Origin of the sequence: Micromonospora sp. NPDC049903, assembly GCF_044460945.1 — a bacterium.
In the GTDB taxonomy this organism is placed as follows: domain Bacteria; phylum Actinomycetota; class Actinomycetes; order Mycobacteriales; family Micromonosporaceae; genus Micromonospora.
In genome coordinates, this window is record NZ_JBITKL010000008.1 from 88,822 (window position 1) to 112,882 (window position 24,061).

Below are 24,061 nucleotides of genomic sequence, written 5' to 3' on the forward strand. Positions count from 1 at the left end.
GGCACGATGGGTTCCAAGAGCACGAAGCGTTACCGGGGTCGGGTGGTCATGCTCGTCGACAACGGTGTGCACGGCGACTCCCGGGTGCAGAAGGCCGCCCGCTCGGCGGCCGACGCGGGCTGGGAGGTCTTTCTCCTCGGCATTCGCAACACCCACTCCGCATCGGACAACTGGCGGATCGGCGACGCCGAGGTGCGGCTGTTGCGGGTGCCGAAGCCGCTGAACCGCCAGCCCCGGGAGAACACCCGGTCGCTGTGGCGGCCGCTGTCGTACGCGTCGCCGACCAAGGCGGCGTACCGGACCCAGAAGGTGCAGGCCTGGCAGGCCGACCTCTATGAGCGTCGGGTCCGGGCGAAGGCACTCGGCGGCGTGGTTCCTGCCACCGTGGGTAGCGCGGTGCAGTTGCCGTCCCGTGCGATGGCCTCGCTGATGAGCCGCTGGGTGCGGTTGCGCAGCGCGGAGACCCGCCGGATGCGCCAAGCGCAGGCGGATCCGCAGGCGCTGTTAAACCGCCTGCCCATCCGTGGTTGGCAGATGCTCCGGGGCAGCCGCAGCTGGCGTCGTCTGGACCCGGGACTGTGGGACTTCGAACTGGCGTTCCGCAAGGAGATCGACGCCCTCAAGCCCGACATCATCCATGCCAATGACTTCCGCATGCTCGGGGTCGGTTCGCGGGCCATGCTGCGGGCCCGGGCGGCGGGTCGCAGGACCAAGCTGGTCTGGGACGCGCACGAGTTCGTCAGCGGCATCACCGGCCGGGCGGAGAACCCGCGCTGGCTGCCGGCGCAGATCGCCTACACCGCCGAGTACGCCGCCTATCCGGACGCGGTGGTGACCGTCTCCGACACCCTCGCCGAGTTGTTGCAGAAGACCCACGACCTGCCGGCGCGGCCGGCCGTGGTGTTGAACGCGCCGATGGCGCCAGCGGTCGACGCCGACGGTGAGGTGCCGGACCTGCGGGCCCGGTGCGGGGTGGACGAGCGGACGCCACTGCTGGTCTACTCCGGCGCGGTGAACCCGAGCCGGGGCTGCCAGATCATGGTGGAGGCGCTGCCACATCTGCCCGAGGTCCACGTCGCGTTCGTGACCGTCAATCCGAACGGGAGCAACCGGTTCTCCGAGGAGCTGCACGAGCGGGCTGTCGAGCTCGGCGTCGCCGACCGCGTGCACCTGCTGCCGTACGTCCAGCACTGGCAGGTGGTGCCGTTCCTCTCGGCTGCGGACATCGGGGTCATCCCGATTCACCACAAGGTCAACCATGAGCTGGCGTTGATCACCAAGTTCCTGGAGTACTCACACGCCCGGCTGCCGATCGTGGTCAGCGACGTCCGGACGATGGCACAGACCGCCCGCGCCACCGGCCAGGGCGAGGTGTTCGAGGCCGAGAACCTGGCCGACTACGTTCGCGCGGTCCGCGCCGTGCTCGCGGACCCGGGCCGCTACCGGGCCGCGTACGACGAGCCGGGCCTGCTGGAGGGCTGGACCTGGGAGTCCCAGGCACAGTTGCTCGACGAGGTCTACAGCTCGGTGCTGGGCGTGCCGGCCAGGGCGCCACAGGTGGCGGACGACCGGGAGCTGACCCCCGCGGGGCACTGAAGCAGCACCGTCGACGGCCCGGCCGGCCCGCCTCAGGCGGGCCGGCCGGGCCGGTTTTCGCTACCGCGTCGACGCCGCGACCGCGGCCGGAAGAACGCCGCGAGGACCGTTCCGCGTTGTCGGGACGGCCCTCGCGTGGTGCGCCGGTCGGTTCAGCCGGTACCCGTCGGCGGCTCCAGCATCAACCGGTCGAAGTCCTTGTGGGTGACCGACCAGTCCCAGGTGTTCAACACGTGTGAAGCCGCCGCCCGGCCCGCCTCGCGCCAGGTCTCTTCGGACGCGGTGACGTCCAGGATCCGCTCCGCCGCCTCCTGGGGAGTGGACACCACCCAGTCGTTGGGGAACAGGGTGCGGGCGCTGTGCGCTCGACCGGCGAAGAACGGCCAGTCCCGCACGACCGGGACGGCACCGCTGGCCGCGCCCTCGACCAGGCCACAGTGGAAGCTCTCCCGCACCGACGTGCTGAGAATGACCCCGACGTCGGTCAGGGCACCCGGCACGTCCTCGGTCCGTCCGGTCCGTACGACGGCACCGGACGGCTCCAGTTCGGCCAGTTCGGCCGCGAGCGTCGCCGCGTACGTCCGCACCGCCGGGCCGAGCGCGGTCCGCAGCTCGTCACCGACGAGCTTCAGGCGGTACCGTTCGTCGCGGCGACGCAGCTCGCGCAGCACCTCCAACGCCCAGAGCGGATCCTTGGCGACTGCGCTGAGCCCGACCAGGCCGAGCGTGAAGCGGCTCTCCGCCGACTGCTTCGGCAGTACGTACCGGTGAAGGTCCATGGCATTGGCGATGACGTGGGTCCGTGGCCCGTGCGGCGCGCGCAGTTGGGGCACCGCCGCCAGGGCCAGGTCACGCAGGTGCTCGGAGACGAAGATGAGGTCGTCCACCCGTGACCAGTCGGTCAGGTGCGGCCACCAGGTGAACGCTTCGAAGCTGTGCAACCGGACGATCACCCGGGCCGAACCCGGGTCGATCATCGTGAGCATGGCGGCGGGCAGGTTGCACCAGTCGACGAAGACGGTGTCCGCCCACTCGACCTGGGCACCCCACGCCTGCTGGACCTGCTCGACGTGCGTCCGTGTGCCGGCGAGCCGGTGCTGCAGCAGATGCATCCGCCCGTTGCTGAGGACCGGACGGATCGACTCCTCCACCAGGTTCAGTCGGCGGACCTCCACCCCGGGCGTCGCCTCGTAGCGGGAGAGGATCGGACCGACGAAATTGTCGTTGATCCCGGTGAAGAAGAGCATCCGGTGCGGGCGGTCGGCCGGCGGGAACTCGGCCGGCGTCCGGCGGCCGCGCGGTGTCGCCAGCGCCTTACCGGCCTCGCTGTCGTGCAGCGGGGCGAGGAAGCCGTCCGGGTCCGCAGCCAACGGCGAGGTGAGCCCGTCGAAGTGCACGTTCCGGTGGAACATCAGGCTGAAGGCGCGCACCACGTGCTCTGCGGCCTGGCTCGGCTTCCGCTTCTTGAGGAGGGCGTCCGCCGCTTGGAACTGCCCCTCGACCACCGTCATCAGGTGTTCGGGCAACCCGCCCCGGTCGAGTTCCGCCTCGACCATCGGAGCTAGTAGCTGGCTCCTCGTCGCGGCGCTGCGCAACCGACGCTGGGCGGCCAGCGCCAACTGGTTGGCGCTGCTCCGGTGACCGGCCCGGCGCATGCTCCGGTTGACCCGCTGCGCGGCCACTCCGCGTAGGCGCTCCGGTATGCCGGGGGCGGTGACCGCCTGGTGCCAGAGCCAGCGCACCGGGGCGAGCTTCATGGCCCGCTTACCGGTGCTCACCTGGAACACCCGCTTGGCGAGCTCGACGGTCTGATTGCGGGTGGCACTGGTCAGGAGCACCGGGGAGGGACCGACGGTGCTCAGGCGCGGCCGGCGGTACTTCGCGGGGTCGGCCAACCGCTTCCGCACCGCCTGCAGCGTCGGGGTGATGCCGTGGACCGCATCGGCCCGTCGGTGCCGCTGGGCCAGTTGCCAGACCGTGTGCAGGGCCTTCGCGTCCAGGGCGACCAGCACGTCGGCACGCTTCGCGTGCCGACGGACCCACGGGTCGCGCTGGGCCCGCAGCCACGGGCGACGGGCCGGTGCGGTCCGCTTGTAGGCCCGACCGAAACGTCGCCCCAGTTCCTCGACCGTGGGCAGCTGGTGCACCTCGGCCAGCTCGGCGACCGCCGGGATCTTCTCCACCGGATCGAAGGTGGTGGCGAATCGCACGATGGCGCCCAGGGCCTGGAGCTGCTCCACCGCGTCGGTCAGCACCGCCACCCGGCCGGGTACGGCTCCCAGCACTACCAGTACCTCGATCATGACTCACCTTCTTTGGCGAGAACGTGCGCTCCGGCGGGGAGACCGGGCGCGGTGCCGGCCGGCCCGGCGGTGCCCAACACCAACTCGGTGACCTCCCGGACGGCAGGGATGAGCTGCTCCTCACGGGCGTACTGCCGTGCCTCGGCCCGAGCCTTCTCGCGCTCGGCCGCGTCGGCGTTTCGCGCCATCGCGGCGGCCCGCCGGAACGCCTCGGTCAGCTCGACCGGATCGAGGCCGACCGCCCCGGTCCAGAGGGGGTACGTGGACAGCAGCGTGGAGGCGTCGTGCACCGGCTCGTGGGCGGAGACCACCGGAAGCCCGGTGGCCATGTATTCGTAGACCTTGCCGGACGTCATGTACCGGCCGCCGGTCACCATCAGCACCACGGCGTCCCACCGGGAGTACAGGTCGATCACTTCGGCCTTGGGTACCGAGCCGCCGACCAGCACTCCGTCAGCGGCGGCCGCCTTGAGTAGCTCGGCATGGTAGTTGTCGCCCCGGGCCCACCCGGAGCCGATGTGCCCGCGTACCTCGAAACGGGCGTCGGCCAGCGCCGGGTCTGTCGCGCGTGCCGTCCGCCACCCCTCGAGTACCGCCTCCAGCAGTGGCACCGGCAGATTCAGCGCACCGAGGTAGCCGAAGGTCAGCGGCCGGTCGGCCGGGGCGGGAAGCGACTCGACCGGGATGCTCACCGCGTCGTAGCCGTTGCGCACGATCCGCATCTTGTGGGCCAGATCCGGATACCGCTCCCGGTACCACCGGGAGATCGGCTCGTTGACGTTCCAGATGGCCACGGCGTCGGTGAGCAGCTTGGTCTCCCACCGACCGGAGACCGACTCCTTGGTGAACGCCTCCCCGCCGTTGATCACGTCGACGGACCAGCCGTCCCGGAAGTCCACCACGTAGGGGACCCGGTGGGCCTTCCAGAGCTTCCACGTGGCGGCCAGGTTGACGTACGGCACGCAGGTGGTCACCAGCAACTCCGCCGGCCGCTCCCGGTGGATCTGGAGCAGCGCCTTCTCCAGCGCGGGACGCCAGCCACCGAACACCGGCTCGGGGAAGACCTTGAGGTGCTGTTCGCGCAACTGCGCCAGGTAGTCGCGGTGGGCCAGGGCACGCTGCTCGGTGTACGACCGGACGTCCGTTTCCAGGTCCTCCCGGAACAGCGGCAGCTTCACCACCCGGATACGGGGATCGACGCCCTCGGTGAGGGAGTGGTCGAGCCCGTAGTCGAGCTCCCACGCCTCGTCCATGATGGTGACCACGGTCACGTCCCAGCCCTCGGCGGCGAACTGGTTGGCGGTCGCCCGCATCCGGTAGGTGGAACTCTTGGCCGCCGGAGGAAAACCGATCGCGAGGTAGATCATGTGTGGCCGGGAACCGGGCTGGCGTGTCCGGGGGGTTTTCCACGAGTCCCAGAGGGTTCGCCACTTGTTCATCGATTCCGATCCTGGGGGTGTGTGAAGATCCGGCGCTGGCACCGGAACGGCCCCTCTTCGCTACCCGGTCGAGGGGCGGCAGCCGCAGGACATCTGCGGAGCGGGACCATGCCGGGCGGGACCTTTCATCAGCGGTACGCCGTACCTCGTCGGTCGGCCTGACGCGGTGCCTGCTCCGCGACGGCCGTGCACGGCCCGCGGTCAGGTGCTGACCCTACAATAACGCCGGCCCGAGCGTCAGCCGTCCTGGCCGCCGGCCGATCCCCCGAAGGCCGCCCCGGTATCCGTGAGAGGTATCGCCCACCATGACCACTCCCGACACTCGCCACCGCGCGCCCGCCCCCACCGGGAGTGCCGAGGTGACGGAGGACGCGCCCCGCCCGGTGCCGGACGCCGACCCGGCGTCCGGCACCGCTCGTGGGGTCGCCCGACGCTGGCCGGTCGACGTGTGTGTCGCCCTGGTCTTTCTGGCCGGCGCCGGCTGGGTCACCGCCCGCGGGTGGCTCGACCCGTACGGTCGTCTGCTCGGCAGCCGCCCCGACGACCAGGGTTTCAACGAGTGGATGTTGGCGTACGCGGCCCACGCGGTCAGCAACCTGGAGAATCCGTTCTTCACCACGCTGCAGAACGCTCCGGACGGCGTCAACCTGGTGGCCAATGTCGGGTTGCAACTGCCCGGACTGCTACTCAGTCCGGTGACCCTGTTGTTCGGTGCGCCGGTCGCGTACCTGCTGTTCATCACCCTGAACCTGGCCGGCACCGGTTACGCCTGGTACCACGTGCTCTCCCGGCACATGGTGGACTCCCGGGCGGCGGCCTTCCTGGGTGGTCTGTTCTGCGCGTTCGCCCCGGCGCTGGTCTCGCACAGCAACGGCCACCCGCACATGACGGCCCAGTGGCTGGTGCCGTTCATCGTCTGGCGGGTGGTCGCACTGTCCCGGGGCGGGCAGGTGGTCCGCGACGGCCTGGTGTTGGGCGCGCTGGTGATCGCGCAGTTCTTCGTCAGCCTGGAGATCCTCTTCCTCACCGCACTGGGCTGTCTGATGCTGGCCCTGGCCTACCTCGCCGTCCGGCCGCAGGACGCGGTGCGGCGCGGGCGGGCACTGCTGCTGGGCCTGGCGATCACCGCCGGGCTGGTGGCGGTCGCGGCCGCCTACCCGCTGTGGATGTACTTCGCCGGCCCACAGCACCGGACCGGTCATCCCGGCACACCGGACATGTACGCCCTGAAGCTCGGCTCGTTCGTCCGGTACGCCACTGAGTCGGTCGCCGGCGGTCCGACGAGCGCGGTGGGCTGGGCGCCGAACACCACCGAGCAGGCGAGTTTCTACGGCTGGCCCCTGCTGCTGCTCGTCCTCGGTGTGCTCTGCTGGCTGCGCCGTGAGGCCGTCGTGCAGGTACTCGGCATCGTCGGCCTGGTGACGGCCCTGTTCTCGATCGGCACCACCTGGACGGTCGGTACCCGCCGTACCGATGTCCCGGCCCCGTTCGCGCTCGTGCAGCACCTGCCGGTCTTCGACTCCGTGGTGGTGGCCCGGTTCGCCCTGATCACGACCGTGGCGCTCGGGGTGCTCCTGGCGGTCGCCGTCGACCGTTTCGTGTCCCGCCAGGGCCGACCGGTCAACCGACTGGCCCTCGGTGCCGGTGCCGTGGCCGTGGCCGTCGCGCTCGTGCCCATCATGCCGACGCCGCTGCCGGCGCGGGGTCGTGCCCCGGTGCCGGACTTCGTGACCAGCGGCGCCTGGCGTGATCACGTGGCGCCCGGCCGCACCCTGGTGCCCGTGCCGGTCACCCGGATGACGTCGGTCTACTGGGGTTCCGCCGCACTGGCCGGATTCGCGGTGCCGGAGGGCTACTTCCTCGGACCGGTCTCGGCGACCGACGCCACCGGTCGCTGGGGGGTCGAGCCGCAGCCGACGGCGAAACTGATCACTGCGGTGTCCGAAGGAAAGCGGGACACCACGGTCGGCCCGGCCGACATCGACCAGGCGCGGGCCGACGTCCGCCACTGGAAGGCCGACGCGGTGGTGCTGCCCGACCGGGGCGCCCGACGGCACGACGCGCTGAAGACCGTGCTCGACAGCCTCTACGGTCCGGGACAGCGGGTGGATGACGTCTGGCTGTGGGACGTCCGCCCGTTGACCGGGTGACCGTCCGCCCCGGTCATCCGGTCAGGGTGACCGCTTCCAGATCAGCAGTAGGTAGCCGCCGAAATAGGTGGCGAACGCGGTCATCGCCAGCAGCACGGTGACGGCCCGCGCCCACCCGGCGCGGGCCAACGCCACGGCGGCGGGCAGCAGCAGCGGGAAGGCCGGCAGCAGGAAGCGGGCTTTGGAGTGGTAGTAGCCGGCCGCGCCCAACGTGGTGACCAGCAGGAGCCCGCTGTAGAGCAGCAACTGCCAGGGCTGCCGGTCGATCACGCTCAGCACGAAGAACATCAGCGCCAGCAGGAGCACCACGCTCACCACGAACAGTTGCGCCGCGGTCGGGTTCGCCAGCACCTCTCGGCTGCGGCGCACCGTGTCGGCACCGAGGTCGAAGGTGCTGCCCCAGCCGGCGGACTGGATGTGGAACCAGCCGTCCGGTCGTCCGACCTCACTGCCCACCCAGGCCAGGTAGCCCAGCCAGCCGGCAGGGGCGAGCAGTGCGGCGGCCCAGGGACGCCAGCCGTCCCGGCGTCGGACGATCGCCACCAGCGCGGCCAGCCCCACCACCGGGATCAACGAGGAGGCGGTCGGCCGGGTCAGGCCGGCGAAGAGGCAGACCACGCCGGCGGTGAGCCAGTGGCCGCGTAGCAGCGCATAGAGCGTCCAGGCGGCAAGGGCGGTGAACAGGGTCTCGCTGTACGCCATCGACTGGACGATGGCGTGCGGCAGGGCGGCCCAGAGTGCGGCGAGCAGCACGCCGGTGCGCCGGTCGTGCAGGTGCGCGCCGATCGCGAACAGCCCCCAGGCGGCGGCCAGGCCGGCCAACCAGGCCACGATCAGCGCCGCGACTTCGGTACTGAGCGGGGACATCCGGTCCAGGGCGGCGGTGAGCCCGGGGTAGAGGGGGAAGAAGGCCATGTTGCTCTGCGTCTTCTCGTACCCGTCATACCCGTGCTGAGCGAGTGCGAGGTACCAGTGCCCGTCCGATTTCATCAGGGACTCGTCAAGGGGGACGCCGACGTTGCCGCCCCAGAAGTGGACGACCACCACGCCGACCATCCGGATCACCGCATAGGCGGCGAGACCCGGCATGGCGTAGCGGGCGGCGGCACGCAGTCGCCGAAGCCTCCCGGGCCGGCTCGGCCCGCCATCTCCCGGCGGTACTCCCTGGTCGTCCACCACATTCACCCCGGCTGTCCCGTGCGTGCCGACTCGGCATGATGCGGCAGCAGCCCGCGGTGCGGCCAGACTGGCGCGCCACCGACCCGGGACGCCCACCGGCCGTCGAACAGCATGGAGGTTAGCAATCGACACTCGCGCGTCGCGGACGGCCGACGGCGGCGGCCTTTCCGACCTGAATCCTTGTCGTAGACTCGCTCGGGTCCCGCGGACGGCGGCACCGGTTACGACGGAAACGGGCGGGGATGGGATCTGACGGCACGACCGCAGCGGTGGACTTCCGGAGACGCGTCGACAGTGGTTCCCGGCTACTGCCGGGGCCGGCTGGGCTGCTCACGGACACGGCTCTGACCTCGGCGGAGTTGGCCGGATGACCGCGCCCGACGTGACCGTCGTCGTCGCGGTCTACAACACCATGCCGTACCTCACCGAGTGCCTGGACTCGCTCGTCGGGCAGAGCATCGGCCTGGACCGGCTCGAGGTGGTCGCGGTCGACGACGGCTCGACCGACGGCAGCGGTGAGGAGCTCGACCGCTACGCCAAGCGGTACCCGGGCACGGTCACGGTGTTGCACCAGCCGAACTCGGGCGGTCCGGCGGCACCGAGCAACCGCGCGCTGGAGGTCGCCCAGGGGCGGTACGTCTTCTTCATCGGCTCCGACGACCACCTGGGGCCGGAGGCGTTGGAGCGGCTGGTGGACGCCGCCGACCGGTGGGGTTCGGACGTGGTGCTCGGCCGGATGGTCGGCACCAACAACCGCTACGTCCACCAGGCCATCTATGCCAGCACCTCGGAGCAGGTCGACCTCTTCGACAGCGAGCTGCCCTGGTCGCTGTCGAACACCAAGCTGTTCCGGCGGGACCTGATCGAGCGGCACGGCCTGCGGTTCCGCGAGGACATGCGGATGGGCAGCGACCAGCCCTTCACGCTGGAGGCCTGCGTACGCGCCGGGCGGATCTCGGTCCTCGCCGACTACGTCTACTACTACGCGGTCAAACGGGACAACGCGCAGAACATCACCTACGCCAGTCGGTTCGAGGAGCGACTGCGCTGCGCCGAGGAGTTGGTCGAGTTCGTCGCCGGGCTGATCGAGCCCGGGCCCCGGCGTGACGCGATCCTCCTGCGGAACTTCAGCTGGGAGGTGGCCAAGCTGCTCCAGGCCGACTTCCTCGACCTCGAACCGGCTCGACAGGAGCAGGCCCACCAGCGGATCCGCCGGCTCGTCGAGAATTACCTCACCGACGGCATCCGCGAGCGACTCGCTCCCGCCGTCCGGTTGCGCCTGCTGGCCGCCGGGCACGGGGACCTGGAGCGGCTGCTCCAGCTGATCCGCCAGCAGAAGGACGGCGCGCTGCCCGAGGTGACCGTCGTCGGCGACCGCGGCTACGCCCACTACTTCGGTTTCCGCGACCCGGAGCTGGGCTTTCCTGACGAGTGGTACGACGTCACCGAGCGGGCCGCCAAGCAGGCGATCAAGGTCACCGCGACCGAGTTGGCATGGGAACGCGACGAGACCGGCGCGCAGACGCTCGTGCTCACGGCGCACAGCCCCTGGGCGCAGTTGGCGGGGTTCCCGCCGCAGGCGGTCCAGGTGAGCCTCGGCGGGCTGGCGGCCGCCGTCACGCTGCGTCCGGGTGGGCCGGGTACCGTCGTACGGGCGCAATGGCCGCTGCACCAGCTGCTCGGCATCGGGGTTGCGGGCGCGGAGCCGCGCAAGGTCGAGGCCAAGCTCAGCGTGCTGGGTGGGGCGGCCACGACCGCGCTGCGGGCAGAGGGACGCCCTGCCGCGCCACGTCGGGCGGCCCGGCGCGGGTTCCGTCTGTACCTGGTCACGCCGCACACGGATCGCAAGCACCGGGTGATCCTGATGATCACGTCTGTCACGTCGCGCCGGATAGTCGCCCGTTTGACCACCAAGTGGTCGTCGAGAGGAAAGTAGTTCCATGAACATCTGCGTCGTCGCCCTCGGGAAGATCGGCCTGCCATTGGCCGTACAGTTCGCCTCGAAGGGACACCGGGTGATCGGTGCCGACGTCTCCGAGCGGGTCGTCCAGCTGGTCAACGACGGGGCCGTGCCTTTCCCCGGCGAGACGGACCTGGACGTCAAGCTGAAGGAGGCGGTGGCCGCCGGGCTGCTGTCGGCGACCACCGACACCACTGCGGCGGTGGCCGAGTCCGAGGCGGTCGTGGTGGTCGTGCCCCTGTTCGTCGACGCCGAGGGCGTGCCGGACTTCGGCTGGATGGACGACGCGACCCGGGCGATCGCCGCCGGCCTCAAGCCGGGCACCCTGGTCAGCTACGAGACCACCCTGCCGGTCGGCACCACCCGCGACCGGTGGGCCCCGATGCTCCAGGAGGGCTCCGGGCTCACCGCCGGCAAGGACTTCCACCTGGTCTTCAGTCCGGAGCGGGTGCTCACCGGCCGGGTCTTCGCCGACCTGCGCCGCTACCCGAAGCTGGTCGGCGGCGTCGACGAGGCGTCGGGCGAGCACGGCGTGCGCTTCTACGAGGCGGTGCTGGACTTCGACGAGCGGCCCGACCTGGACCGTCCGAACGGCGTCTGGGACCTGGGCTCGGCCGAGGCCTCCGAGCTGGCCAAGCTCGCCGAGACGACCTACCGGGACGTGAACATCGGCCTGGCGAACCAGTTCGCCCGCTTCGCTGACACGGTGGGTGTCGACGTCACCAAGGTGATCGAGGCCTGCAACACGCAGCCGTACAGCCACATCCACTCGCCGGGTATCGCCGTCGGTGGGCACTGCATCCCGGTCTATCCCCGGATGTACCTGTGGAACGACCCGGCGGCCACCGTGGTGCGGTCGGCCCGGGAGGCCAACGTGGCCATGCCGGAGTACGCCGTCGACCTCCTGGCCGCCGCCTACGGTGACCTGACCGGCGTCGGTGTGCTGGTGCTCGGCGCCGCCTACCGGGGCGGGGTCAAGGAGACGGCCTTCTCCGGTGTCTTCCCGACCGTGGAGGCGCTGCGCCGCCGGGGCGCGACGCCGTACGTCACCGACCCGATGTACACCAACGAGGAACTCGTGGCGCACGGCCTGCCGGGCTACGCCGGAGAGCCGGTCGGTGCCGCCGTCGTCCAGGCCGACCACGCCGAGTACCGGACGCTCGCTCCCGCCGACCTGCCCGGCGTGACGGTGCTGGTGGACGGCCGGCGGGTCACCGACCCGGACCGTTGGACGGGTGTGCGCCGAGTGGTCATCGGCGGCTGAACGAAAGGTGACGGGCCCGGCGACCGCGTCGCCGGGCCCGTGCCGTTGTCCGGGTCAGCCGCGCTGCGGCGGGTTGTCCACGTCGCGCGAGACGACCTCGCCGCGCTCGTCGACCCAACCCTTCGGCCGCGCCGGGTTGCCCGCCACGAGTTGGTACGGCGCGACGTCCCGGGTGACCACCGAACCGGCGGCGATCATCGCGTACTCGCCGACCTCGATGCCACAGACCAGCGTGGCGTTCGCACCGATCGAGGCGCCCCGGCGTACCACGGTGGGGGTGATCTTCCAGTCCGGGTTCTGCGCGCGGGGGCGGAAATCGTTGGTGAAGACCGCGCACGGGCCCACGAACACCTCGTCCTCCAGGGTCACCCCCTGGTAGACGGAGACGTTGTTCTGGATCTTCACGAGGTCGCCGACCGTGACACCCGCGTCGACGTACACGTTGCGTCCGATCACGCAGCCGGCACCGACCTGCGCGGACGACCGGACGTGGGCCAGGTGCCACACCTTGGTCCCGTCGCCGACCTGGGCGCCCTGCTCGACGTCAGCGGTCGGGTGCACGAAGACGGTGGAGGCGCTCTCGTCAGTCAACCTTGGATCCCATCGGGTCACGGGGGCATCGAACGTCGCGTAGCATACCCACCTCCGGTCGGACCCTTCGAAAGCCACGGTCGTCCACGTCCGGGCCCCGGCGAGCCAGGTCCTCACGTCGCTCCGACTCGGCATACCCTCGGTGCCGTTCATCCAGCACGATGCCCACTCACGCCGGCCGTCGACGCCGGGCCGGGCAGCCCTGCGCCTACCACGAAGGACCCCTGTCGATGACCGACCAGACCGTCGCCGCCACCGTCCCGACAGCGGTCGACGGACCGACCGCACCGGGCCGCCTGCGGTCGGTCGGGCACCGGGTCGGTGCCGTGACCGCCGTGCTGCCCGCCGTTCTCACCGACGGTGCCGTACTGGCCTTCGCGCTCTGGACGCTGCTGTACCACGCGGCCCTTCCGCTCGGTCTCGCCCCGTCCTCGACGTTCCGGATCTGGTTGGTCTCCTGTGTGGTGGTGGTCCTGCTCGCGCCACCGCTGCGATGGTGGTGGCGTCGGCGCGACGGCCGGGCCGCCCCGGACAGCGGGACGCCGCAGGCGGCCGACACGGATCGGGGAACCGGCACGGAGCCGGGGGGCGAACCGCCCGGCCGGACGCCGGGGGCCCCGCGTCGGTGGACCGTGCCGGTCCTGTTCTTCGGCGTTGTCGCGGCGATCACCGCCGGCCTGGCCGGAACGCCGGCCGGCGACGGTCTGTCCTGGTGGGTGCCGGCCTCGGCCGGGGCGGTGGCCGCCGTCGGCGCGGTGCTGCTGACCCGGCGGACCTGGCGGGTCACCCCGGCGACCCGGCCACCCACGCCGGCACCGACCGCCGCGCAGTCGGCGTACGCGCTGCTGGTCTCCGGTCTGGTCGCGGTGGCCTCGCTGCTCATCGCCCGGAACACCCCCGACGACGTCTACTACGTGGGCCGGTCGGTGTGGGTGGCGCAACGGGACGTCGTCCCGCTCAACGACTTCCTGTTCAGCGAGAACGTGCTCCCGGCGATGGCCTCGCTGCCGCCGACCGCCAGCATCGAGGTCTTCGCCGGTGCGCTCGGTCGGTTCCTCGACATCCACGCCGCCTCGGCGACCTGGTACGTGCTGCTGCCGGTGCTGGCCGTGCTGGCCGTGCTGGCCCTCTGGCGGGTGGTGCAGCAGTGGGCCCCCCGACGTCCGGTGCTCGCGTTCACCGTGGCGATCGCCTTCCTCGGGCTGGTCGCCGGCCCGGACGCCGCCCTGGGCACCTTCCACCTGCCCCGGCTCTACGAGGGCAAGGGCATGTTCGTCTCCGCCGTCGTGCCGCTGATGTGGTATTACCTGACCCGCTGGTTCGACGACCGGTCCCCGCGCATCCTGGTGCTGATCGTCGCGCTGTCGGTCACCGCGATCGGGCTCAGCACCACCGCGGCGATCATCCTGCCGATGCTGGTCGGTGGCGCCGCACTGATGATGACGTTGGTCGGCCGCTGGAAGGCGGCGCTGGTCGCCGGTGTGGCCGCCGTGGCGTACCCGGTCGGCGCGGTGGTCGTGACGCAGCTGGTCCTCGGGCAGGGCACCGCGACCGGGGCGGACGCGATCGTCTACGACGCCGAGTACACCTACCGGCGTACCTTCGAGGTCGGCATCGTCGGCGTGATCGGCGGGCTGGCGCTGTGGTGCGGGCCGCTGCTGGTCCGCCGCCGCACCCCCGCCCTGCTGGCGGCCGGTGGCACCCTGACGCTGAGCGTCCTGCTGGTGCCGGGCGTGCTGGAGTGGCTCGCCGCGCTCACCGGCATCTCGGTGGTCCTCTGGCGGGTGCCGTGGTTGCTCGCCCTGCCCGCGTTGGTCGGGCTGCTCTGCACGGTCTGGCTGCCCACCGGGCTGCGGGCCGTGCGCGCCCTGGTGGGGGTGGCGCTGGCCGGGGTGATGGTGGCCTCGTTCGCCGGGTACGCCACTCCGATGTGGTCGGAGCGTAGCTGGGTGGAGGTGCACGACCGGCCGACCTGGAAGTTGCCGCAGCACCGGCAGAGCATCGTGTTCTGGATCGACGGTCTGGACCGGCCGGACGGCTTCCTGCTCGCGCCCGACACCATCATGCGGACCACGCCGATCGTGACCAGCGAGATGCGGGTCGTCCTGCCGCGCGATTTCTATCTGGTCGAGTACGACCTGACGTCGCAGTTCGCCAAGGATCGGCTGTTGCTGACCCGGTTCGCCAACGGGGCACCGGCCGACGAGCGTCCCACCCCGGAGGAGGTCGCCGGGGCGTTGGAGCGGGTGGACGTCGGCACGATCTGTGTCTATGGCGGAAACCGCTACGCCCGTGAGACCGCTGGCGAACTGGGATACGTCGAGTTCGCCAGCCGTCGGGTGCCGGGCCGGTCCGGCACCGTGGTCTGTCTGCGTCGTGTCTGAGGGTGCGCGCGTTCGGCCTGGTCACGCCGACTGTCCACGGCGGGCGGTCACCGGCGCGGGCAACGGTGGTTTGGGAGAAAGATGCCTGATACCCGACCTTCGTCCCGACGGCACTTCGCGTTAAGGTCGCAGCTACGCTGGCGGCCGTCGACGCGCATCCAGCCGGTCATCGATCTCGTAAGGGAGCACTCTCGTTGTTCGGCATGTTGACTTCGCGCGTGGGAGTCGCCCCGCGTGGCGCCCTGCTGCTGGCGTCCTATCTGGTGCTGCTCGCCGCCGGTGCCTTCGGCTGGGTCGGTCTCTTCGCGGTCGCCGGCCTGGCGGCGGTGCTCGGTGAGTTCGCCGCCGTGCGGTGGTCGCCGGCCACCGTGACGTTGTTGGAGAAGGTCGGCGTCAGCCTGGTCTACCGGCAGTTGGCTCGCGACCTGTCGGTGGTGCTGCTGGTCGCCGCCCACGTGCCGGTGACCGGTGTCGAGCTGACCCTGCTGCTCCTGCTGCCCGCCGTGGTGTGGCTGATCGCGGTCTTCGCCGGGGCCTTCAACCGGATGATCGACCGCCGCACGTCCGATTCGGCGCTGGTGCGCAACATCGATCTGGGTCGCAAGCGGTCCGCCCCCCGCCCGCCGGGATGGGTCGCCGAGGCGGCCGGCGACCGGTTGCCGTGGACGAACGTCCTGCTCGTCCCGGCCGCGGTGGTGGCCGTCGTCGCGAGCGACGTGCTGCCGGTCTTCCTGGCCGGTGCGGTGGCCGTCGGGCTGGCCGGGGTGATCGGCGGCATCGTCGCGTTCACCTGGCTGCGTGGGCGGGGCGCCGGGCAGAGTTCGCCGCTGCCGGCCGTGCAGCAGTGGTTGAACAGCTACCGCCCGGAGGTGGCGCTGTACTTCGCCGGCCCGGCCAAGGACGTCTACCAGGCGAACATGTGGCTGGCGCCGATCGAGGCCGTGGGGCGTCACGCGGTGGTGCTGATGCGCAACCGGGACGCCTTCCTGGAGCTGGCCGACACCCGGCTGCCGGTGGTCTTCGTGCCGGCCGCGCCGGACTTCATGAACCTGGACAAGAGCAGCATCCAGGTGACGCTGTACGCCGCCAACGTCGGGCCGAACATCCACATGTTGCGGGAGCCCGGCATGAAGCACGTCTTCGTCGGGCACGGCGACAGTGACAAGGCGGCCAGCGTCAACCCGTACAGCAAGGTCTACGACGAGGTGTGGGTCGCCGGCCTGGCCGGTCGGGAGCGGTACGCGCGGGCCGGGGTGGGCGTGCTGGACGCCGACATCGTGGAGATCGGCCGCCCGCAGTTGGCCGGCGTGCACACCTTCGGCTCGGAGGCGGCGGACCGCCCGTTCACCGTGCTGTACGCGCCCACCTGGGAGGGGTGGCTCGACGACGACCCGTACCACACCTCGCTGATGCTGATGGGGGAGCGGATCGTGGCCGCGCTGCTGGCCACCCGTCCCGCCGTCCGGCTGATCTACAAGCCGCACCCGCTGACCGGGACCCGGTCCAAGCAGGCCAAGGCGGTGCACCAGCGGATCGTCGAGCGGATCCGGGCGGCCGGCGGCGACGTCGACGCGTCCGGCCTGGACGGGCCGGCACACCGGGTGGTCACCGGTCGGGTGCCCGCGTTGTTCGACTGCTTCAACCAGACCGACCTGCTGATCAGCGACGTCTCCAGCGTGGTGTCGGACTTCGTGCAGAGCCAGCGGCCGTACGTGGTGGCCAACCCGGCCGGGCTGCCCGAGGACGAGTTCCGGCGGACCTTCCCCACCTCGCGGGCGGCGTACCTGCTCGCCGCGGACTGTGGTGAGCTGGAGAAGATCGTCGCGGTGACCAGAGCCGGTGACGACCCGATGACCGAGGCCCGTCGGGACCTGAAGACCTATCTGCTCGGCCCGGCCGAGGCGAACCCGATGGACCGGTTCGCCGAGGAGATCGGGCGGCTCTGCCGCTGACCGACATCACGACCGCCACGCGCCCGGGACGACCTGTCGTCCCGGGCGCGTCGTCGTCCGGCATCGGGCTGAGCACCTCCGGGTCGCGCGTCCGGGCCGTCGTCCGGCATGCGGCGCGGCGTCGTCCCGGCCGGAAACGAGCCGGCAGGCGGCGCGCCGGGACCGGTTTTGTCCGGTACGGGCCCGGCCGGGCGCGCGGACGGGCATGCTCGGAGGCAGGTCGCGGGAGAGGGGACGGGCGTGGAGAGCTACCACGAGGACTGGACCGACAGCCAGCGGGCGCTCTACGACGAGTGCTACCGGGCCGGTGCGGACTGGGCCGGCGACCCCGACACCGCTGCGGAGGACGTCCAGCAGGTGATCAACCTCGGCCAGGCCGACGACGACACGCTCGCCGATGCCGAGATCGACTTCCCGCCCCTGGTCGACGCGGTCACCGAGGCCACGGGTGAGCTGGTCACCACCGTGCCGGCCAGCCACGACGATCCCGCCTTCCGGGGCTTCGTGGACGGCGTACGCGACGCCACCGCCGACGAGGTCTTCGGCCTCTGAACCACCGTCACCCGGCCCTGGGCCTGTCACCCGGGGCGGTTGTCTGCGACCATCTAAGGTCAGTTCCGCCGACCGTGTCCCCACGGTCGGCGCAGTCGACCGGGACCATGCGGGGTCAGCGGAGCAGACCGAACGGGGAGGCCGGGTGCGCATCCTGCTGGTCGAGGACGACCGTCGGGTGGCCGCCGCGTTGTCGTCCGCGCTGACGCGTCGCGGCTACGAGGTGGAGCACGCGGCGACCGTCACCGCCGCCCTCTCCGCCGCGCCGTGCGATCTGGTGCTTCTCGACCTCACGTTGCCCGACGGCGACGGCACCGACCTCTGCCGGGAGCTGCGCCGCCGCAGCAACCAGCTCGGCATCATCGCGGTGACGGCCCGGGGCGAGGAGCGGGACCGGGTGCTCGGTCTGCGGCTCGGTGCCGACGACTACGTGGTCAAGCCCTTCTCGATGGTCGAGTTGCAGGCGCGCATCGAGGCGGTGCTGCGGCGGGCCTCGCACGCGGTGCCGGAGCGCAACCTGATCGAGGCCGGGCGGCTGCGCATCGACGTGGCGGCCCGTACGGTCACCGTGGCCGAACGCCCGGTCGCGTTGACCCGCAAGGAGTTCGACGTGCTGGTCTCGCTGGCCCGGCAGCCCGGCGTCGCGGTGCCCCGCGACCGGATCCTGCTGGACGCCTGGGGGACCACCTTCGCCGACCGGCACACCGTCGAGGTGCACGTCGGGTCGTTGCGGAGCAAGCTCGGCGACGCGCGGTTGGTGGAGACCGTCCGCGGCGTCGGCTACCGGCTGCGGAGCGAGTGAGTGCGCCGCCGGTTGGTGATCAGCTACCTCCTGCTGATGGTGTTGGTGCTGGCGGCGTTGGGCCTGCCGCTGGGGATGACGCTGACCACGCGGGAGACCGAACGGGTCCGGGCGGACCGGACCGCCGACGCCACCCGGTTCGCCTCGCTGGCCGGTCCGGCCCTGCGTAGCGGTGTCTCCGGTCCGTTGGACGCCGAGTTGAGCAGCTACGACGAGCTGTTCGGCATCGGCGCGGCGGTGGTCGACCGGGACCGGCGGGTGGTGGTCGCGTCGGGCAGCTACCGGCCGGGTACGGGCACCCGCGAGGCGCTGGACGTCGCCCTCTCCGGCCAGCAGACCAGTGGACCGGAGTCGGTCTGGCCCTGGCTGTCCGGGCCGATCGTGGTGGCGGTGCCGATCAACGACGGCGGTGAGGTGCTCGGCGCGGTGGTGACCGCGACCCCGTCCGACGGGGTACGCCGGACCGTGGCCACCTGGTGGCTGCTGCTCGCCGCGCTGGGCACGCTGGCGGTGCTGGCCTGCGTGCTCACCGCTTTCGGGCTGGCCGGTTGGGTGCTGCGCCCGGTCACCGAGCTGGACGCGGTCACCCACGAGATCGCCGAGGGGGACCGGGGGGCCAGGGTGCAACACCAGGTGGGCCCGCCGGAGCTGCGCCGCCTGGCGGCGAGCTTCAACCACATGGCCGACGCCGTCTCCGACGTGATGGACCGGCAACGCGCGTTCGTCGCGCACGCCAGCCACCAGCTCCGCAACCCGTTGACCGCGTTGCGGTTGCGAGTCGAGGAGCTGGGACCGAGCCTGACCGACGAGGACGGCCGCGCCGAGCACCGGCTGGCCCTGGAGGAGACCGATCGGCTGGCGCTGCTGCTCGACGCGCTGCTCACCCTGGCTCGCGCCGAGCGGCGGGAGAACCAGCGGGTGACCGTCGACGCGGTGGCGGTGGCCGCGTCCCGGGTCGCCGCCTGGGAGCCGTTGGCCCGGCACCGCAAGGTCGCCCTGCGCCTGGCGGCCGACCCGGCGCCGACGTACGCCCGGACCGTGCCGACCGCCATCGACCAGGCGCTGGACGCGCTGATCGACAACGCGGTGAAGTTCAGTGGCGTGGGCGGCGAGGTGACCGTGTCCGTGGCGACCCGCGAGGGCGGGATCGCCCTGGAGGTACGCGACACCGGCCCGGGCATGACCCCCGACCAGCTCGGCCAGGCCACCGAACGGTTCTGGCGGGCACCGGAGGTGCAGAACGTCGACGGCGCCGGGCTGGGCCTGACCATCGCCGCGGTGCTCGTCGACGCCTCCGACGGCCGGTTGACCATGCACCCGAACTCACCCCGGGGCCTGGTGGCCGCCCTGTGGTTCCCGGCGGCCACCGAGCCGGCCGACCTCGCCGCACCGGACGCGCCGCCCGGTCCGGCCCCCACCGAGCCGGTGCCGCCCGCCTCGGTGGCCGGCGAGGGTCAGGGCTTGCTGGCGCGGTAGTAGTCGGCGGCGCCCGGGTGCAGCGGCAGCGGTGAGGTGGCGATCGCCGAGCGGGGGCTCATCCGACCGGCCGCCGGGTGCGCGCTGGCCAGTTCGGAGCGCCGTTCCATCAGCAGCCGGGTCACCTCGCGCACCAGCGGTTCCGGCAGGTCGGCGCGGACCAGCAGATAGTTGGGGTTGGCCACGGTGGTGACCGCGTCGATGCCGTACACCGAGCGGGGGATGTCCCGCGGCACGTACACCTCCGGGTTGCCCACCCGCAGCGGGGCGGTCCACTCGCCGAGGTCGACGATGCGGGTCGGGGTGTCCTGGGCGAACTGGGCCACGGCCCGCACCGGGAGCCCGCCGGAGAAGAAGAACGCGTCGATCCGCCCCTCACGCAGTGCGGCCACCGAGTCGTCGAGGCCGAGCCGTTCCTGGCGTACCTGGCCGTCGTCGAGGTCGGCGGCGGTGAGCAGTCGCTGCACCGTGATCTCGGTGCCGGAGCCGGGCGCGCCGACCGACACCCGCCGCCCCCGCAGGTCGGTGAGGGTCTGCACCGGGCTGTTCGCGGTGGTGACCAGGTGCAGCAGGTCGTCGTAGACCCGGGCGACCGCCACCACCTGTGGGTGCGGGCCGGGATCGGCGGGCAGCACGTCGGCCTGGGTGAAACCGAGTTCGGCCTCGCGGGCGCCGAGGAGCCGGACGTTCTCCGCCGAGGCGGCGGTGACCATCACCTCGGCGCGGACGTCGGGCAGTTCCCGGTTGAGGATCGCGGCCAGGGACTCGCCGAAGGCGTGGTACACGGCGGTCGGGCTGCCGGTGGCGATCCGGATATGCACTGTCTTGTCCGGAGATTCCCGGCAGGCGCTGAGACCGGGCAGGGCCAGCAACACGGTCAGCGCCAGCGTCGCGCGGGCGCCGCGTCGCCGGGCTCGGGCGGTGTACCGGGTACGGCTCACGGGCAGCACTGTGCGCCGCCGAACCCCTGTGGCGCAAGCCCAGAGGCGGCGGAAGCGCTCTCCGGACGGCCCCGGCGGGTCTGCCGGGGCCGTCCGGGTGGCCCTGACCGGCGGCCGGCGAGCCGATCCAGCCGTCCGGATGGCCACGGATCAGGCGACTGGGCGGTGCGCCGCCTCCTCCCCGGCGTGGCGCAGGATCTGCTCGCGGTCCCGGCCGTGCGCGACACTGACCAGGAAGCAGCCGGTGCCCGGGCGCAGCAGCGCCGGCACGTCCAGCAGGGCCGCGCCGCGCACCAGCACAGCGGCCAACTCCCGGTCGGTGATCCGGACGCCGAGGATGTGCCGGCGTACGTGCCGACCACCGGCCAGCAGCGCGGACCGCCAGGCGGCGGCGGCCAACCGGGTACGCCACAGCCGTCGGGCCGTCGAGGCACCGGGCACCGGCCCCCCGAGCAATTCCCGGCGGCCACGCCGCCACCCGTTCTCCACCATCGCCGCGTACGCCATCCGGTGCTCGCGGGCGACATGGATCTGGTGCAGTTCGTAGCGGCGGCGCAGCCCGCCCACCGCCGTCTCGTGCCGGACCGGGATGTGCAGGCGGTCGAGTAGCTGGCGGGTACGCCGCGCCGCCTCCTCCCGGTTGAACTCGATCGTCGCCGGGATGGCGGGTTGCTGGCCCGCGTACCGGTTGCCGGGAGCCGCCGGAGGCGGCATGCAGCGCAGCAGGCAGGCTGTTTCGAACGCGTCGGCCAGCGTGGTCCAGTCCAACGGCGGCAGGGTCGTCGCCTGGCGATGCCGGTCGAGCAGAATGGGTGCGGCAACCACCGGAGTGCCTCCTTGTGGTGTCGGGTCCTCCTTACGGTGACCTGTGACACCCGCGGGTGGTACCGATCCGGCTCAGCCTTGAGGAAATCTTGCGCCTGGTTACAGTTCGGAAACCACAACGTCGATCTGACGTGGACGGCCCGGCGTTCCGGCCTGCTCGCACACCGTGTACTTGAGGTCCCGCAGCGCCGTGACCAGCGCGTTCGCGCTGCGTGGCCGGGCCCCGGCGAGGAGCAGGTCCCGCACCAGGCGACCCTTGGTGGCCTTGTTGAAATGACTGACCACCGACCGCACCGGCTGCCCGTCCACCTCACGTTCGTGCAGGACGCGTACCGTCACGACGCGCTCGGCCGACGCGCCGCGCGGCGCCCAGGTGGCGGCGTACGCGCCGGACCGCAGGTCGAGCACCACAGCGGTGCCGGCCGCCTCGGTCAACACCGGCCCCAGCACCCGCCGCCAGTACGCCGACAGCGCACCGAGACCGGGCAAGCGGGCACCGATCGCGCAGCGGTACGGCGGGATCCGGTCGGTGAGCCGGACCGCCCCCCACAGGCCGGAACTGACCAGCACCTGCCGGTGCGCCGCCCGCAGGGCGCTGGGCGCAAGCGTGGCCAGGTCGAGGGCCTCGTAGAGCACGCCGGTGTAGATCCTCTCGGCGGGGGCGGTGGCCGCCGCCGTCAGCCGTGCGTTACGCCGCAGCTCGGCGTGCTGGCCGGCGCTGAGCCCGAGCGCGTCCAGTGCCGCCTCCGGTGGCCCGGCGGAGAGCGCCACCAGCGCGTCCAGCACCTCCCGGCGGGCGGGGTTGAGCGCCGGCAGCGAGAGCCGGTCCAGGTCCAGCTTGCGGCCGGTGCCGGCGTCGGCCTTGCCCTCGGAGGGCGGCAGCAGGATGAGCATGGGTGACTCTAACGCCAGGGGCGCAGCGGCTCCGGCGGGTGGTAGACCCGGAAGCCGCCGATCTCGGCGAGCAGGCTGCCGTCCGCACGGTCGCCGAGCAGTTCCCGCAGCCGCCGGTCCGCCGGTGCTCCGGCCGCCAGCACATACCCCGGCCGGGCGGCGCGGGCCAGCCGCCACCAGTACGCCGGATAGCGGTTCTGGCCCGGGTGCAGGTCGCCGTCGAGCACCCCGCAGACCACCTTCTCGGCCGTGTTGAAGATCAGGCGGTTGCAGGTCCAGTACTCGCCGTACACCTCGTGCAGACCGGCCGCGTGGAGCGTGGCGGCGAGTTGTCGCGCGTACCGTTCCTCCCGGCGGCCGGGGTCCGCACCGGCGGTGGCGAACAGGACCGTGACCACCAGCGACGTCGCCGCCAGGGCGGCCAGGACGGCGGCGGCGAACGCCCCGGCCAGCCGTCCCAGCGCGCCGACGGTGCCCCGAACGCCGGCCACTGCCGCCGACCAGAGCGGCCACAGCACCGCCGGCAGCGACAGTTGCAGCACCGACAGGTACCGCGCGTTGCCCAGCGGGTCGCTCGCGGCGAGCGAACTGCGCACGTACGCCAACAGCGTCAACGCCGCGCCGCCGAGCAGCGCGAGGTGCAGCACCGGGCCGACCCGGTCGGCGCGCCCGGCCCCCCGGCGGTACGCGCGCCCGGCGAGCACCGCCGCGACGACCAGCAGCACCGGGTAGAGCAGCCCGAACCACTCCTGCCACCGGGCGCAGCCGGAGAGCGGGCAGAGCCCACCCGCCAGCGACACCCCCTCCAACAGGCCACCGTCCAGCCGCTGCGTCCACGGTGGCGGCGCACCGGTGCCGCCGCTGATGGTGCGCAGCACCGACAGGGAGTCCTGTCCGGGCGGGGCGACCAGGTTGTCGCGGATCATCGGGGCGATCCCGACGGCGAACCCGACGAGCAGCAGCAGCCCGGCTCCACCGAGCAACTCCCGACGCACCGCCCACACCAGCGCCAGCCCGGCCACCGCCAGGTACGGCACGATCAGCCAGTCCGACCAGACGGCCACCCCGGCGAGCAGCCCGAAGAGGCCGACGGCCAGCCGGCGGTGGCGGACCGTGCCCTGGGCCAGCCCGGCGACCAGCAGCAGCATCGCCAGCACCGCGACCTTGACCTCCGGTCGCCCGCCGACGGTCGTCACCTGGTCTCGGATCACCCGCTCGGAGCCGAGCGCCAGCAGCCCGACGACCAGGGTGGCGAACCAGGGCGAACCGATCCGCCGGGTCAACCGGTGGATCAGCCAGAGGAACACCGCGTAGAGCGCGAGCACCGGCAGCCGCAGCAGCGGCCAACTCGGCCCGCCGACCGCGAGCAGGGGGGCGGCCAGGTACGACTGCAACATGCCCATGTAGCGCTGGCCGTACAGGAAGACCGGGTGCTCCCGGCCCTCGGCGATGTGCAGCGCGGCCAACCCGAACGTCGCCTCGTCGCTGTTGGACACCGGCACGGTGTGCAGTACGAGGTACAGGCGGTATCCGACCCCGGCCAGCCCGAGTAGCAGCGCGACGAGCGCCGGACGGTCGAGCCGGAGCCACCCCCGTCCGCGCTGTCGCCCTGATTGCGACCCTGCACGTGGCACGACCATCGCCTCCGTCGTCGTCCCGACCGGAGTTTCGCACGGCCGGACGCCGCTATGGGCCGCTTTGCCGCAGTTCGGGCGGGCTCGCGCGCCCGGCGGCACGGCCCTCGTCCGCGCGG

At 72.1% G+C, this 24,061-nt stretch carries 17 protein-coding genes; 9 read left to right on the plus strand and 8 right to left on the minus strand.

The genetic code is table 11. The features are described from left to right. Positions 1-6 precede the first annotated feature (6 nt). On the plus strand, positions 7-1,596 hold the full coding sequence (locus ACIBO1_RS15445) for a glycosyltransferase family 4 protein (protein ID WP_396746336.1): 1,590 nt from the start codon (positions 7-9) through the stop codon (positions 1,594-1,596). A gap of 152 nt (positions 1,597-1,748) precedes the next feature. Here the strand turns inward: ACIBO1_RS15445 and ACIBO1_RS15450 are convergent, their stop codons facing one another. Further along, positions 1,749-3,899: a glycosyltransferase family 1 protein gene (locus ACIBO1_RS15450; RefSeq protein ID WP_396746339.1), complete on the minus strand. Its 2,151-nt coding sequence runs from the start codon at positions 3,897-3,899 to the stop codon at positions 1,749-1,751. After that, complete coding sequence (locus ACIBO1_RS15455; RefSeq protein ID WP_396746342.1) at positions 3,896-5,266, minus strand: glycosyl transferase; 1,371 nt, start codon at positions 5,264-5,266, stop codon at positions 3,896-3,898. Before ACIBO1_RS15455 ends, ACIBO1_RS15450 begins: the two co-directional genes overlap by 4 nt. A gap of 431 nt (positions 5,267-5,697) precedes the next feature. Between ACIBO1_RS15455 and ACIBO1_RS15460 the strand changes: the two genes are divergently transcribed. Further along, on the plus strand, positions 5,698-7,488 hold the full coding sequence (locus ACIBO1_RS15460) for a hypothetical protein (protein WP_396746345.1): 1,791 nt from the start codon (positions 5,698-5,700) through the stop codon (positions 7,486-7,488). Between the two features lie 21 nt (positions 7,489-7,509). On the opposite strand, the gene ACIBO1_RS15465 is transcribed toward ACIBO1_RS15460, so the two are convergent. Continuing rightward, on the minus strand, positions 7,510-8,664 hold the full coding sequence (locus ACIBO1_RS15465) for a hypothetical protein (RefSeq protein ID WP_396746348.1): 1,155 nt from the start codon (positions 8,662-8,664) through the stop codon (positions 7,510-7,512). 370 nt (positions 8,665-9,034) lie between these two features. On the opposite strand from ACIBO1_RS15465, the gene ACIBO1_RS15470 reads away from it, so the two are divergent. Continuing rightward, entirely contained in the window at positions 9,035-10,603 is a 1,569-nt protein-coding gene (locus ACIBO1_RS15470) for a glycosyltransferase family 2 protein (RefSeq protein ID WP_396746351.1), read from the plus strand. A 4-nt stretch (positions 10,604-10,607) separates the two neighbouring features. Continuing rightward, on the plus strand, positions 10,608-11,891 hold the full coding sequence (locus ACIBO1_RS15475; RefSeq protein WP_396746354.1) for a nucleotide sugar dehydrogenase: 1,284 nt from the start codon (positions 10,608-10,610) through the stop codon (positions 11,889-11,891). Positions 11,892-11,945: 54 nt separating this feature from the next. Here the strand turns inward: ACIBO1_RS15475 and ACIBO1_RS15480 are convergent, their stop codons facing one another. Next, the gene (locus tag ACIBO1_RS15480) at positions 11,946-12,482 is read right to left on the minus strand and encodes an acyltransferase (protein WP_350695284.1); all 537 of its coding nucleotides are present in this window, start codon (positions 12,480-12,482) and stop codon (positions 11,946-11,948) included. Positions 12,483-12,712: 230 nt separating this feature from the next. Between ACIBO1_RS15480 and ACIBO1_RS15485 the strand changes: the two genes are divergently transcribed. The 5 genes from ACIBO1_RS15485 to ACIBO1_RS15505 all read left to right on the plus strand — a co-directional run bounded on the left by ACIBO1_RS15485 (position 12,713) and on the right by ACIBO1_RS15505 (position 19,648). Next, positions 12,713-14,866, plus strand: coding sequence for a DUF6077 domain-containing protein (locus tag ACIBO1_RS15485; RefSeq protein ID WP_396746357.1), 2,154 nt, complete (start codon positions 12,713-12,715; stop codon positions 14,864-14,866). Positions 14,867-15,060: 194 nt separating this feature from the next. Further along, positions 15,061-16,818 (plus strand): CDP-glycerol glycerophosphotransferase family protein, encoded by a 1,758-nt coding sequence (locus tag ACIBO1_RS15490; RefSeq protein ID WP_396746360.1) that lies wholly within the window; start codon positions 15,061-15,063, stop codon positions 16,816-16,818. A gap of 240 nt (positions 16,819-17,058) precedes the next feature. Then, positions 17,059-17,370: a hypothetical protein gene (locus ACIBO1_RS15495; protein ID WP_350695278.1), complete on the plus strand. Its 312-nt coding sequence runs from the start codon at positions 17,059-17,061 to the stop codon at positions 17,368-17,370. Between the two features lie 145 nt (positions 17,371-17,515). Continuing rightward, on the plus strand, positions 17,516-18,172 hold the full coding sequence (locus ACIBO1_RS15500; RefSeq protein WP_396746364.1) for a response regulator transcription factor: 657 nt from the start codon (positions 17,516-17,518) through the stop codon (positions 18,170-18,172). Then, positions 18,173-19,648, plus strand: a complete 1,476-nt coding sequence (locus ACIBO1_RS15505; RefSeq protein WP_396746367.1) for a sensor histidine kinase — start codon at positions 18,173-18,175, stop codon at positions 19,646-19,648. Here the strand turns inward: ACIBO1_RS15505 and ACIBO1_RS15510 are convergent. The 4 genes from ACIBO1_RS15510 to ACIBO1_RS15525 form a co-directional block, all read right to left on the minus strand. Further along, positions 19,627-20,589, minus strand: coding sequence for a TAXI family TRAP transporter solute-binding subunit (locus ACIBO1_RS15510; protein ID WP_396746370.1), 963 nt, complete (start codon positions 20,587-20,589; stop codon positions 19,627-19,629). The two genes, ACIBO1_RS15505 and ACIBO1_RS15510, sit on opposite strands and share 22 nt — an antisense overlap. 150 nt (positions 20,590-20,739) lie before the next feature. Then, complete coding sequence (locus ACIBO1_RS15515; protein ID WP_350695273.1) at positions 20,740-21,414, minus strand: hypothetical protein; 675 nt, start codon at positions 21,412-21,414, stop codon at positions 20,740-20,742. 99 nt (positions 21,415-21,513) lie between these two features. Continuing rightward, positions 21,514-22,308: a peroxide stress protein YaaA gene (gene yaaA / locus ACIBO1_RS15520; RefSeq protein WP_396746373.1), complete on the minus strand. Its 795-nt coding sequence runs from the start codon at positions 22,306-22,308 to the stop codon at positions 21,514-21,516. An 8-nt stretch (positions 22,309-22,316) separates the two neighbouring features. After that, positions 22,317-23,942 (minus strand): ArnT family glycosyltransferase, encoded by a 1,626-nt coding sequence (locus tag ACIBO1_RS15525; protein ID WP_396746376.1) that lies wholly within the window; start codon positions 23,940-23,942, stop codon positions 22,317-22,319. Positions 23,943-24,061 lie beyond the last annotated feature (119 nt).